This is a genomic window from Desulfosporosinus sp. FKB, assembly GCF_002196705.1.
Classification (GTDB): domain Bacteria; phylum Bacillota; class Desulfitobacteriia; order Desulfitobacteriales; family Desulfitobacteriaceae; genus Desulfosporosinus.
On record NZ_NADJ01000038.1, the window covers coordinates 228,156 to 240,926 of the forward strand.

Annotated in this window: 12 protein-coding genes; 1 reads left to right on the forward strand and 11 read right to left on the reverse strand. The window is 40.8% G+C overall.

The features are described from left to right. Nucleotides 1–107 precede the first annotated feature (107 nt). The 3 genes from B5Y67_RS17570 to B5Y67_RS17580 form a co-directional block, all read right to left on the reverse strand. On the reverse strand, nucleotides 108–686 hold the full coding sequence (locus tag B5Y67_RS17570; RefSeq protein WP_088227713.1) for a hypothetical protein: 579 nt from the start codon (nucleotides 684–686) through the stop codon (nucleotides 108–110). A 110-nt stretch (nucleotides 687–796) separates the two neighbouring features. After that, nucleotides 797–1,657, reverse strand: coding sequence for an ATP-binding protein (locus B5Y67_RS17575; protein WP_088227714.1), 861 nt, complete (start codon nucleotides 1,655–1,657; stop codon nucleotides 797–799). Between the two features lie 32 nt (nucleotides 1,658–1,689). Further along, a complete protein-coding gene (locus tag B5Y67_RS17580) occupies nucleotides 1,690–2,451 on the reverse strand; it encodes a DnaD domain protein (RefSeq protein WP_088227715.1) in 762 nt (253 codons plus the stop codon). Nucleotides 2,452–2,690: 239 nt separating this feature from the next. Between B5Y67_RS17580 and B5Y67_RS17585 the strand changes: the two genes are divergently transcribed. Beyond that, a complete protein-coding gene (locus tag B5Y67_RS17585) occupies nucleotides 2,691–3,281 on the forward strand; it encodes an HD domain-containing protein (RefSeq protein WP_088227716.1) in 591 nt (196 codons plus the stop codon). A 36-nt stretch (nucleotides 3,282–3,317) separates the two neighbouring features. On the opposite strand, the gene B5Y67_RS17590 is transcribed toward B5Y67_RS17585, so the two are convergent. From B5Y67_RS17590 to B5Y67_RS17625, 8 genes are all read right to left on the reverse strand, one after another. Further along, nucleotides 3,318–5,051 (reverse strand): MBL fold metallo-hydrolase, encoded by a 1,734-nt coding sequence (locus tag B5Y67_RS17590; protein WP_088227717.1) that lies wholly within the window; start codon nucleotides 5,049–5,051, stop codon nucleotides 3,318–3,320. Nucleotides 5,052–5,166: 115 nt separating this feature from the next. Further along, entirely contained in the window at nucleotides 5,167–5,802 is a 636-nt protein-coding gene (locus B5Y67_RS17595) for a response regulator transcription factor (protein ID WP_088227718.1), read from the reverse strand. Continuing rightward, nucleotides 5,799–6,941: a sensor histidine kinase gene (locus B5Y67_RS17600; protein WP_088227719.1), complete on the reverse strand. Its 1,143-nt coding sequence runs from the start codon at nucleotides 6,939–6,941 to the stop codon at nucleotides 5,799–5,801. The genes B5Y67_RS17595 and B5Y67_RS17600 overlap by 4 nt, the downstream gene beginning before the upstream one ends. Before the next feature lie 126 nt (nucleotides 6,942–7,067). Continuing rightward, entirely contained in the window at nucleotides 7,068–7,934 is an 867-nt protein-coding gene (locus B5Y67_RS17605; protein WP_088227720.1) for a hypothetical protein, read from the reverse strand. Between the two features lie 186 nt (nucleotides 7,935–8,120). Next, nucleotides 8,121–8,915: a methyltetrahydrofolate cobalamin methyltransferase gene (locus tag B5Y67_RS17610; protein ID WP_088227721.1), complete on the reverse strand. Its 795-nt coding sequence runs from the start codon at nucleotides 8,913–8,915 to the stop codon at nucleotides 8,121–8,123. A gap of 74 nt (nucleotides 8,916–8,989) precedes the next feature. Further along, complete coding sequence (locus B5Y67_RS17615) at nucleotides 8,990–9,952, reverse strand: acetyl-CoA decarbonylase/synthase complex subunit delta (protein WP_088227722.1); 963 nt, start codon at nucleotides 9,950–9,952, stop codon at nucleotides 8,990–8,992. Nucleotides 9,953–9,967: 15 nt separating this feature from the next. Beyond that, nucleotides 9,968–10,729: an AAA family ATPase gene (locus tag B5Y67_RS17620; protein WP_088227723.1), complete on the reverse strand. Its 762-nt coding sequence runs from the start codon at nucleotides 10,727–10,729 to the stop codon at nucleotides 9,968–9,970. Between the two features lie 22 nt (nucleotides 10,730–10,751). Then, a complete protein-coding gene (locus tag B5Y67_RS17625) occupies nucleotides 10,752–12,656 on the reverse strand; it encodes an ASKHA domain-containing protein (RefSeq protein WP_088227724.1) in 1,905 nt (634 codons plus the stop codon). Nucleotides 12,657–12,771 lie beyond the last annotated feature (115 nt).

Sequence of the window (12,771 nt, forward strand, 5' to 3'; positions counted from 1 at the left end):
AATTGCTGTTAAGCAAAATTCAGGCAAATGCTGAAAGGGGACTATATCCATACGTATAGCCCCTCATCTATTTCTTGCTAAGTTGTCAGTTACAGCTAGTATAATACCTATTGCTTGTTCGTTGCAGCTGGAGCCTTAACGGTTGAATCGACAATGAAACGAAAACTGGCTTCCGTGGCTTGATCTACTCCACCGGCAGGATTGGGTTTAATTCTTACAATCATCATATGTTGCCCGGCAGTCGCACTTTTGCCAAGGGCATCACCCAAACATTTTATCTGGCGAAAAGCAACTCGTGCTTTAGTACCCGGTTCCAAAGAAGGCAATACGCCGGGAGAAATTACTTTTTTGGTTTCATCGCCTGCCAGAGAGACTTGCAATTCAACGGGTATGTTTGTCATTTTTTTAGCAGTTGTATTCTGAACAGTAACAATTAGATCAAAGGTTTTACTAGTAATTACTTGTGCACCTTTTAAAGTAACATTGCCGTAATTCAGATCTTTCACAACTGAGGCCGGTTCTACATTTACCCCCAACATTTGAATTTCAGGTGTACCTGTTACGCTTGATCCGCTCGTTTGTTTCGTCTGCCAGAATGAATACCCGGCAAATCCAATTAGACAAATTAGTAAGACACTGGTTAGCATTACGAGATATTTACGATTAAGAGCTATAATTTTAGTCAAAGCTGACAACCTCCTATAATTCAGATTTATTCTATAAAAAAAACTATGCATGTCCTTTTAAAGACATGCATAGTTTTGGAAAATTTTTATGGATTTTAAATTACGGAACGTTACTTTTTGACTTCACGATCCTGATAGATCTGATGACGAATGTCTCTCTCCACAGTTAAGCGAAAAATGCGCGATGACTGAATAATTCTTGAAGTAGTACGTACCCCTAAATATTCTTCCATCTCCTCAAGAGTCAGGTTCGAAGTGAAGATGGTAGGAAGTTGATCATTCATACGATAGTTAATTATGGAATAAAGTCGATTTCTTGTCCAATCAGTATAATTATGCGCGCCCAAATCGTCAAGGATTAGAACTGGTATCGTTCTCGCCGTATCAAGCAAATCCAATTCATTGACATCTGATTTGTACGTTGCTCGTAATTCATCTAAAAGATCTGGCACAACTAAAAATAAAACCTGTTTTTGCGCTTCCATAAGTTCATTGGCAATTGCAGCAGCTAGAAACGTTTTGCCAGACCCGACCGGACCTGTAAACATTATCCCAAGAGCATGAGGATTTGCCCGGCATTCTTCCACGAAACTTTGAGAAGCGCGCAAGGCTTTTATGGCGCTTTCATGGTGAATTTGATCTCCAACATTTGAACGATAATAATCAAACTTAAAGTTTTCAAAACGACATTTTTTTAATTCTCGAGATATACGTGCGGTTCGAAATTGATTATCTAATTTCTTTAATTTCATACAGCTGCAAGGAAAAGCAACATCTCCTTCCAGCAAAATTCCTCTATCTTGGCAAAGAGGACATTTATACCTTTCAGAAGGTTGATGACATTCCTCTGGATCATTAGTTTGAGTTCTAAAAGAATTTTCTTTCACCTGTGAATTCTCATATATGCTTAGAGCCGTATTAGATTCTGGCGATAGTCCCTTATTGGCCAAGATATCACTGATACGTTTCATTCAATTAATACCCTCCCAACTGGCCTATTCTCTTAAAGATAAAAGTTGTCATATTTGTTTGGAGAAGTTTTAGATCCTTGTTTTTTAGGCCTTGAAGCTTTTTTCTCTTGCCGAGCTTGAAAATAAGCATCCTCAGCTTCTACTTCCGCCTTCGTTCGTAATCCTTTTTTCTCCCATTCTCGAAGTATCGAATCTAAATACCTAAAGTTTCGGATTCCTGCGCTAACTCCTCGCCTTAATGCTTCAATGATTAGTTCTTCAGAAAAATGAGTTGATAGCCAACGATCTAAGTTTTCGCATTCAATACTTGTTAGAGGTCTTCCAAGTTCCTGTTCAAAAACACGAACTAAATTTTCCATTGACGATTTAACAGGAGTCGGGGCAGACGTTGATTGAGTTTGTCGTAAGGTTCGTTCTTCTTCTAATTGTTGAGAACGTTCAATGGCCCACAATTCCGCAAGTTCATCAATTAAACCAACAAAACGATAACTATTTAGCCACTTTTGCTCAGCAGAATTCCAGTATCGTTCGATTGCCAGTAGATTTCGCTCTACCAAATGGCCGACACTTTCTTCGATTTCCGTTAAAGTTGCACTCATACGAGCAGCTAAGGAAGCTAAGGACGGATAAGGATTGGTCTCGGCTTCACAGAGAATCTGAATTAAGACCATAACTTCACGATCTGTTATACCAATTGATTTATAGTGAGTTAATAGATATTTAGGAACTGAAACGACTCCAGAAAAGAAAAGAGCTTGTGTAAAGCTCCCATAAACACTTGTCTTATTGTTCATGTGCAAAATCACTCCCTGTTTACATCCATGAAAGAACCATGAAAAAACCAATATAAATATTCCTTGATTATTCTCGTTTTTAAACGATATTCCTGCTTAAAAGCCAAAGACTTGACTCCAGTAAAATCGAATTAGAAGATATCTAAGAGTCATTAGTAATATTTTATTTCCATATTTTGGGAGGATTTTTTCTTCCTTTGGCGTATATAGTCTCAAAAGAAACTAAGGAGGCCAACTTTATGGAGTTCCGCCAAGAACTTATTCAGATCGTCGAAAAATCAGGCGCCCATCCCGCCTGGGGGATCAAACATTGTTTCAGGGTATATCATTTGGCAAAGGAACTATCCTCCCATCTAATGCTTGATGATGAGGTGTTATTTGCTGCAGCAATGCTTCATGATACAGGGAAATACCCTATCTATGCTATTAAAAATGTCGACCATGCATTACGCTCAAAAGGAGTGGCTGCTAACCTTTTACAACAAATGATGTTCTCTCCCGATAAATTACCTTTGATTTTAGATGCTGTTGAAAATCACATGTATTATTCCGAACCGGGGCGCAGTGACGAGGCTGTATATTTACGCGAGTCTGACATACTGGATAACCTGGGAAATATCGGCTTAATGAGATTATTTAGCTGCGTAGGACAAGACGAATTAATCCAGACACCTGAGCAAGCTCTTGAACGGGCTCGACTTTTTGCCGACGCTTTGCCTGATAAAGTATCCACCAAATCCGGGAAACGATTGGCTATTAAGCGACGTGAAGAAACCCTCCGCTTCCTTGCCGGAATCAAACGCCAAACGGCAGAGTTTGCCTGGATCTAATAACAATCACCTTGGATAAGAGCACATTAATTTGTTCTATTTGCGCCGATTGCCCTTCTCTTGATCTTCGAGCCAACGGGTTAAGCCCTCAAGCAGTTGTATAACCCGGTCATAATTGCGAGAGCGATTACCTTCATCAAGAATCTTTTTAAGACGATGTCGAAGTCTAATGTAAGCTCTGTTAACTTGCGCTCGTGAATGATGAGATTCAAAACGGCTTGTCGGCTTCGTTGATAAGGATACGAGCTGTGGTCTTGATTCTTTGACAGGGTGTTCTGCAGAAAGAGCTTGATTCGCCTCTCCAGTCTTCGCCGCAGTATTCTCCGATATCCATGGCTTGTCAGGAGCATGTCGAACAAACTGATCAGATATATATTCAAATACTTCTCCTAATTGAGGGATAATTGGTGTCGTTCCGAATAGTTCCTTAATCTTCTCAGCAAACGCAGTTTGAGCCTCTAATTCTCCGTGAATAAGAACAATCTGCTCTGCCTTTTTTCCTAAAAGTGACAGCCACTGAAGAAGTTCGGCTTGATCGGCATGGGCAGATAAGCCATCCATATGCCCTATGCGGGCTTTGACTGCAACTTTCTCTCCGTGAATAGTAACTGTTTCTGCGCCTTCAGAAAGAAGTCTGCCAAGAGTTCCTTGGGCCTGGTAACCAACAAACAACACAGTGGCATTACTGCGCCATAAATTATGCTTTAAATGATGTTTAATTCTACCGGCATCAGCCATTCCACTGGCAGCAATTATAATAGCTCCGCCTTCTATCTCATTAAGAGCCATGGATTCTTCAGCAGTTTGGCTGAAATGTACATTTGCCAGTGTAAGGGGACTGCTTCCCTGTTTAATAAGCTCCCGGGTTTCCAAATCAAAGTGTTCTGTATTTTCCTGAAATATCTTAGTTGCAGCAATCGCTAAGGGACTATCTATATACACAGGCAGAATCGGGATTCGATGTTCATCCTGCAGTTTACGGAGATAATATAGAAGATCTTGCGTACGCTCTATAGCAAAAGCCGGAATAATTAAATTTCCTCCAGCTTCATAAGTGGAGCGAATCGTTTCGGCAAGTTGTTCCGCACGATCCGTCACCTTGCCAAGTTCGTCATGAAGACGGTCCCCATAGGTCGTTTCCATAATCACGATTTCTGCATCACTTAAAATACTTGGGTCTTCGAGATAGGGTTGATTAACATTACCAATATCGCCGGAAAAAACAATGGATTTATTAAAGTCTGCTTCTTTTACATGAAGTACAACATGTGCAGAACCTAAAATATGTCCCGCATCATATAGTTCAAAAGATATGGTTGGAACTAAATTGACGAGTTCATGATAAGATATGGGCTGAAAATATGACAGGGTGTCCAAAGCATCCTGAACGGTATAAATAGGATCTAACGGTTTAAGTCCGGCCCTTTCTCGTTTTCTGTTTTTTCGTTCAATCTCCATTTCTTGAATGTGACCGCTGTCAGGTAACATGATAGAACATAACTTAATTGTCTCAGGGGTTGCCCATATTTTACCTTTGAATCCAGACTTCACTAGTTTTGGAAGCATACCTGAATGATCTGTATGAGCATGAGTCAAGATAACAGCATCCAGACTGGAAGGATTATAGGGAAAGTCTCCATAGTTCAACTCTTTAAGTGCCTTTGACCCTTGAAACATTCCACAGTCAATTAGAATTCGTGATTTATCGGATTCCACAAGATATGATGATCCAGTTACAACTTGAGCTGCACCAAAAAAATTAATCTTCATGAATAATCCTCCACTTATAAAAGTCTGAAAACCGTAATGACCCTTAACTATTTGAGTTTATTTCATCTTACCTTTTAGAGGCTTATTTAGCAATAGACTATTATTATATTACATTTTAGTCCAGTTGAATCAATTTAAGTTTAACAGCCTTCAGTGCTGCTTGAGTCCGATCTTCCACTTCCAATTTCCTATAAATACTGGACAAATGATTTTTTACTGTCTTTTCACTTATAAACAAAGCGACACCAATTTCTCGATTCGAAGATCCTTGAACCACATAATGAAGAATCTCTAATTCCCGATCACTAAGACCACATGTATTCCTTACCGGTGGTTGGGACAGTTGTCCCATCAACTTTCCAGTAACAGCCGGCGACAAAATCGGTTCACCGTTATATACCTTGTATATAGACTCTATCAGTGTCTTTGAGTCCACATCTTTGAGTAAATATCCTGCAACACCGATTTGCAGTACTTGAAAAACTTTATCGTCAGAATCATCAACTGTAAGGACTAAAATACCAATGTCAGGTTTTTCCCGACGAATAACTCGCCCCGCTTCTAAGCCATTAACCCCTGGCATATTCAGATCCATTAACAAAATATCGAATTCCGAAGTACGTGCAATATTTATGGCACCTTGTCCATCTCCAACTTCTGCCACGACTTTAATTCCATCTTCAAATTCCAAAATACGACGCAACCCCTCTCGCAAAAGAGGGTGATCATCTGCGATAACTATTCGTATCATGGTTTGTCCCCCCTCTCAAGCCTTGATGGAATTGAAAATTCGATAATTGTACCTTTCCCGCAACAAGATTGAATCGAAAAGCGTCCATAAAACATTTCTACTCGTTCCCGCATACCTATAAGACCGAAATGCTCTCCTGGTGTCATCATTGTTGAATCAACATCAAAACCTTTACCATAATCCTGAATTCGAGCTGAGGTCCAATCGTCTTGAAAATTTAGAGTTATCTTTACTTTAGATGAGTGCGCATGTTTAGCTACATTGGTGATGCCTTCTTGGATTAATCGGAAAAGAGCCACTTCCAATGTTGGAAGAAGCCTTTTTTCAGATCCTTCAATACGCAATTCGCATTCAATTCCATAGGTTTCACTGAAATTATCCAGATATCTGGAAATTGCTGTAATCAGTCCCAAGTCATCCAGGACCATAGGACGCAAATCAAAAATAATTCGTCGGATGTCTTGAAGGTTTGCCCGAACTAAATTTTTCAGATCCATAAGTTCTGCCTTTACACGACTAGGATCATACTCTAACAACCTTTCAGCGATCTCCAAGCGTAAAACGATATTAGCGAGAGTTTGAGCCGGTCCATCATGTATTTCTCGGGCAACACGCCGTCTTTCGTCTTCCTGCGCTTTTATAACTCGCAAACCCAGTTCTTGACGTTGTTCGTGGTTTTGAAAATTAAGGGCTCCCTCAATCCCCCCTTGTAATAAACTAATCGCCATACTTACCTGGGTCATCAAGTTTTGAGCCCGTTCAATAGTCGCTTGCATCTGATTTAAGGATCGTTCCAACTCATCCCTTCGCTTACGTAATTGCGCTTCTCTTGATTGCAGAAGCTGCAATGTTACCTGGGCATCTTTCGCTTCTGCATAAGCTTCAATCATTTCCTTTTGAGTATAATTTTGAAAGGATTTATTTACTTCCATTAATATCAAGCGTTTTTGTCTATCAACTTTTTCTTGAGCATCCACCTGAGAAATAATCTCAGAAATATCTGACTTTAGCTGAGAGAGCTCATTAGTCAATCGTAGGGTCTCATTGCGCGATGTTTCCGCAATAAAAAAAATCTCCTCTTTCCCCGATTCAATCGCGGCCAAAGTATTTTTTATAATTTCTCCCAACTTATCAGACAAAAAATAAACCTCTTTTCATAGTAATGTCGTATTTTTATAGTAATGTCTAATGTCGTATTACAAAATAATATATAAATTATTCGACAAAGAAATAGTATTTCCTACTACCTGGTAATAAAAAAACCGTTATTTCACGAGTGGTTTTCCTTTCTGACGTAAAATCTGTCGTATTCCTCTCTCCACTCGGCGTGGGTATAATAGGTCTTCAAAACTGCAAATAAACGTCTTCCATCCTTGTCGATTTAATAGTTTAGCATTACAAAAATTATTGGGATCATCCAAACAAATCAGCAAATCCTCTATGTTGGCGAAAACCGGTTGATTAGCGACCTTCATATTCCATTGAATCGGTTTGCCAGGATAGATTGATTTTAATACATACTCTAACCGCTCTTTTGCTTCGTCGCTTTGAGATCTGCGGTCGGCAGCTTTTTCACCGTTTCTGCGAGATTCCAGGTATAATTCTTGATCGTTTTCATCATCCCTTTGTTGTAAGTTCATAGGATCTTGCAGAGATTCTAAGGCTTCTTGCGGCTCTTGATAATCCTCAACGGTTTCATTTACTAAAACAAGAGCTGGAGCTATGTTTTCTAAACATTCCTCAAAGTCCTCATCTTTGTGAATAGCTATTTCTTCAGCACTTTCAAATTCTTGATTTAAGGATGTTGATTGGTTCCTTGCAGTTTTTATTACCTGGGAGATCCCTTCCGCTAACATACGTCCCTTCACGTCATTAAAGGATGGAAAGTTATTTATAATCTTCTTAGCGGGGAGCTGTTGTTCGATAAGTTGCTTAACACCCTCCTCAAGGTATTCCGGTGGAAATATTGCGATACTTTGCAGTAATATTGTAAGCTTGACAACAATTTGACATCCTTTGTTAAACTCCGTTTCAGCGTCCACGCCTTTTAAAAGACAAACTGTAAAAATCTTTTCGGTAATTTGCTCAAGCCATTCATGAATTCGAGGATCATTGTGGAAATACGTTTCCAAAAAGTCCACCTCCAGATTTAGTTTCTGTAGATAGCTATGCTTGTATCTCCTTTGGTATGAATAGAAATACGTTCAAATAAAAAAACTCCCCAGATTTCTGAGGAGTTTTTTATTTGAACGTATTTGTTCTTTCGCCATTAGTTCACTCGTAACATTTCTATTATAACTTGTAGAGAAGGCAAAGCGTTATCTGGAGCGGAAAACTTTCAAATAAGAATCAGCGTAAATGCTCTTATTCAGCAGGATTTGAGCCGTTGCAGCCACATCAACCAGATCATCATCATTAGCATCCATAATGGCAGCATCAAGTCCGCAAGCAATAGCCATTGCCAGGTAGGTTCTATTAATCAAATTGCGATCAGGTGACTTTTGGGATACATTTGATAAGCCAAGAACAGTTCGGGGAGCCGGATCGGCTAACATTTTCACTTGACGCAAGCTTTCTAAAACCTCAGGCGCATGTTCCTGGGCAACATTAACCGGGAGAATTAAGGGATCGATGAAGAGGTCTTCCATTCTCAGCCCGTATTCATCAGCTGCCGCCACTAATTCCATGGCAAAGGCTACCCGGTTTTCCGAGTCTTTGGGAATGCCCTTTTTATCCATAGTTAAGCCAATAACACCGGCATTATACTGAATGGCCATTGGAAATACACGTTCGATTTTAACTTGCTCAGCAGGGCAAGAATTGATAATTGCAGGACGTTTACAGACCTTCAAGCCTGCTTCGATAGCATTGTAATTCGTGGAATCAAGGACCAAGGGCAAATCTGATACTTCTTGAATAACATTGACCATCCACTCATAGGCTTCAACACGTTCCTCTGTCGGAATGGCTGGGCCGGAGTTAACGTCCAGATAATGAGCTCCGCCTTCTTGTTGTTTTACTGCCCAGTGCTGAATTGGTTTAGGATCTTTATTACGAAGGGCATTTCCAATGTCTGTAAACATTCCATTGATACGTTCTCCAAAAATAAGCATTAAATCACGACCTTTCATTATTATCAAACTGATATTACAGAAAGTCTAAAATTATGAGCAAACGTTGAAAAAGGTTATTTACTCATCATATCTGCTATGTTTTTCTGGACTAAACGCACCGCAGCAGGATTACGCATAATAAGAACGCTGGCGCCAGCTTGGAGCATAGCCGAAGCCGTCATGGCTTCCCAAAGAACGCCTCTGTCTTGAAGATCTCCCCATCCTGGAAACTCCTCAGCCGAAGTGTTAGCTTCTTTGCACCGATTGGACTCATAGCCAACCGTACAAATCATAGGCATCGAGAGCATCTTGTCGTTAGCTAAAGAACCTAAGCGAGCACGCTCCATAATCGAATAAGCATATTCGATTCCAAAGCCAAGTCCACCAATCATTGGATCAATGACAATTTTATTGAGTGGCAAACCCATTTCATTGATTAAAATATTAAGCTGTTTGCAGATATTAATATCGAGAGGAGAACGGGCAATAATCGTATGCTTATGAACCATTGCCGCAGCAGTAATCGATTTATAGTTATCTTGCTCCGCAAGTCCGAGAAGGAGATTTTCTCCCGTAGCCGCTTCAGCAATGACAGCCATGATTTCATTATTCTTTTCGTCATTTTCACACCCGACGACAATCAGAGGAACTCCAACAGCTGCCAAAACCTCTTTCACAATCCGGGCACAATCCTCAGGAGACCGATTTTCTCCATCGGGATCAGCACCGTTTAACTTTAGGTAAATTAAATCAGCTTTAAATTCTTCCACACATTTTTTAGCCCATACAGCAGGATTATTAAGAACATCTCCAAATTGGCTCATTATTGACTCACTCCATGCAGGTACTATATCATTGACCTCCATGGCAATAACTGGGCGGTTTTTCAATTCTCCTTCAAAGTGAAGAAACGGCAAAGCACTGTCTCCGCCCACAGTGATGGTTGAAGTTCGAGTTCCTCCTTGTTCAGAAGTTGCACCGAGGACAACCTCTCCGACTTTACTTGTATATCTCTCTTTTACTAATGCAACGGACATGAACTTCTCTCCTTTCTAGTTAAAGATTCCGGCACGATTCAAAATGCTTTGTACAGCCTTGACCGAGACGGCATCATCTGGTAAATCGAATAATGGCTTTCCTGCCAAGTCATATTCCACAACCATAGGATCAAGCGGAATATCCCCTAATAAGGTGAGACCTGTTTGCGCAATTTCTTCTTTGAGCAATTCCAAACTGTCAGCATTTGTCTTGGTGACAATTAAATATAATTTTCCAACTGCAGATTTTAGGCCCTGGATAAGCTCATAGACTCTTCGAGCTGAACGGATTCCTCTTGCTGACGAATCACTGATCACAAACATGTCGTCAATATGAGGGATTGTCCGACGACTAATGTGTTCAAGACCCGCCTCGGAATCGACAACTACAAAATTATAGCCTTCTCCGATATCCTCAAGATGTTTGCGCAGGATGTCATTTGGATAACAGTAGCATCCTGCTCCCTGTGGCCCACCCATGACAAGAAGATCTATATCCTTAGTCTCTACCAGGGCCTGCTGAAGTTTATACTCGATAAAGATATTTTTGGGCATTCCTGTGGGAATTGCTTTAGGATCTTTACTTTGTTCAAGCACATCCGAAATAGTCCCTGTAACTTGTAAACCTAAAGCCTCATCCAGATTTGCATTAGGGTCAGCATCAACGGCAAGAATAGAAATTTCCTTTCTTTGTTGAACCATTTGTTTTAACAATAATGCAGTAAATGTCGTTTTCCCTACCCCGCCTTTACCTGCAACTGCTATATATTTTGCCATTTAAAAGACCTCCATTTTAACCTTAATGACAAGATGGAAATAGGGATAAGTCGGTATGAGGCAAAAACAAAGCGGATACATACTCGTCCATAAATGTCGCCCCAACCGATAGTTCAACATAAGTCATTTTACGTCCTAACTCTTCCGCTTCCCGCCAGGCAGCTTGAGATAATAAGGCCAACCTTGCTCCTTTTACAGAAGAATTTCCGATGAATTCAAACCGTTCCGGTTCAAGATCGGGCAATAAACCTATTTGTACGGAATCATGAACATTGAGGTAATTACCAAAACCGCCGGCGATCACGATACGGCCGATCATTTCAATATCGACGGCAACCATATTAAGCAAAGAACGAATCCCGGCATAAACAGCGCCTTTGGCACGAATGATGTTTTTTACATCATTTTCAGTGATGACAACGTCTTTTTTCCCACCTGCTTGGTGTGCCCAAGCTAAGACAAATTCTTTGTCATCAGCAGTCGCCCGTATGCGTTCAGAGCCTGAGGGATGGCTCAATTGAAAGTTTCCTGCCCGGTCAATAATACCGACACTCAATAATTTGGCCACGCAATCAACGAGTCCTGAACCGCAGATTCCGACCGGCAAACATTTTCCAATTACTTTAAGAGATACATCCAGAGTATCAGAATCTACAATGACCCGCTCGATGGCCCCAGGCATGGCTCTCATGCCAAAGGTTATCCCGCCCCCTTCAAAGCTCGGACCAGCAGAACATGCGCAAGATACAAGCCAATCCTGATTGCCGAGAACAATTTCACCGTTAGTGCCAATATCGATAAATAATGTAATGTCTTCTCCGTTGGCTAAATCGGTAATTAACGTTCCCGCAACAATGTCTCCGCCAACATAACTTGCAACCGAAGGATAGCAGTGAACTAATGCCTCGGGTAACATATGCAGTCCAGCATCACGGGCCGTAACAGAAGGTACAGTTGACATAGTCGGAATATAGGGTTCAAGTCGAATGTACTTTGGGTCAACACCTAAAAACAACTGGGTCATCGTTGTGTTCCCCGCCACCACGGCACTTGCTATATCTTTTGGACTGATTGAATGACGGCTTAGAAGTTTATCCAGAAGGTCATTGATGGTTTCTAGAACAGCATGACGTATCACTTGTAAGTTTTCTTCATTTTCGACGGCAAAAACGATCCGAGAAATAACATCGTCTCCGTATCGCGCTTGCTTATTGTAGGATCCCTGCTGATCAACAATCTGACCACTGGCAAGTTCTATTAAATAAACTACGACAGTAGTAGTGCCAATATCAATGGCCAGCCCAAAAAGAGGGTTATCTTGACCTGCTCCAACATTTGTAACCGTAAAACCAGATTCGAGATCTGTTAAAGTGACTGAGACATCCCAATTGGCTTGGCGCAGCGTCTCAGGCAAATGTTGAAGAACTGATAAGGGAATGTAGATTGGTTTATCTCCTGCTTTGAGAACACGTCGAAGTTCCATATGAAGCCGAGCCCAATCACTGGTATTCTCCGTCAAAGTTGGAGCCGACAGCACTATTCTTTGTTTTGTTGCCAGAGGGTGATGCCCAAACTTTTCAAGCAAATCATGTTCGCTTTCCCGTAAAAGTCCTTTTTGTGAATCTCCTAATAAGACCTGGTGTTCTTGGAGCCTGGATTCAGGAGGCACCTCAATGGTCATGTCGCCTTGAACAATCGTTTTGCAGGCTAACCGAACTCCGTTGGAAAGTTGTTCAGGCGTGAGGTTTCCAGTCCCTATTACTTGAGGTTCCCCATTCAGAACGACTACTTTACAGGCACCGCATGTTCCTTTACCTCCGCACCCTGATTTAATGAATATTTCAGCTTGAGCTGCTGCGGTGAGCAACGATATTCCTATTTCTACTTGAATAATGCGGTCATCGGGCATGAATTTGATTTCGGGCATCTTATTCACATCCTTAATCTACTGAAAAATCCCTTTTACAAATCGGGTACAAACTCTAAAACAATGCTATCCAGATTTGTCATGACTGAACTATTAATAATTAAATTGAACCTGC

Coding starts and splice junctions, on each gene's coding strand:
- B5Y67_RS17595 (WP_088227718.1), bottom strand. CDS start 5,802: ATGATACGAATAGTTATCGCAGATGATCACCCTCTTTTGCGAGAGGGG.
- B5Y67_RS17590 (WP_088227717.1), bottom strand. CDS start 5,051: ATGAAGATTAATTTTTTTGGTGCAGCTCAAGTTGTAACTGGATCATCA.
- B5Y67_RS17585 (WP_088227716.1), top strand. CDS start 2,691: ATGGAGTTCCGCCAAGAACTTATTCAGATCGTCGAAAAATCAGGCGCC.
- B5Y67_RS17620 (WP_088227723.1), bottom strand. CDS start 10,729: ATGGCAAAATATATAGCAGTTGCAGGTAAAGGCGGGGTAGGGAAAACG.
- B5Y67_RS17625 (WP_088227724.1), bottom strand. CDS start 12,656: ATGCCCGAAATCAAATTCATGCCCGATGACCGCATTATTCAAGTAGAA.
- B5Y67_RS17575 (WP_088227714.1), bottom strand. CDS start 1,657: ATGAAACGTATCAGTGATATCTTGGCCAATAAGGGACTATCGCCAGAA.
- B5Y67_RS17580 (WP_088227715.1), bottom strand. CDS start 2,451: ATGAACAATAAGACAAGTGTTTATGGGAGCTTTACACAAGCTCTTTTC.
- B5Y67_RS17615 (WP_088227722.1), bottom strand. CDS start 9,952: ATGTCCGTTGCATTAGTAAAAGAGAGATATACAAGTAAAGTCGGAGAG.
- B5Y67_RS17610 (WP_088227721.1), bottom strand. CDS start 8,915: ATGCTTATTTTTGGAGAACGTATCAATGGAATGTTTACAGACATTGGA.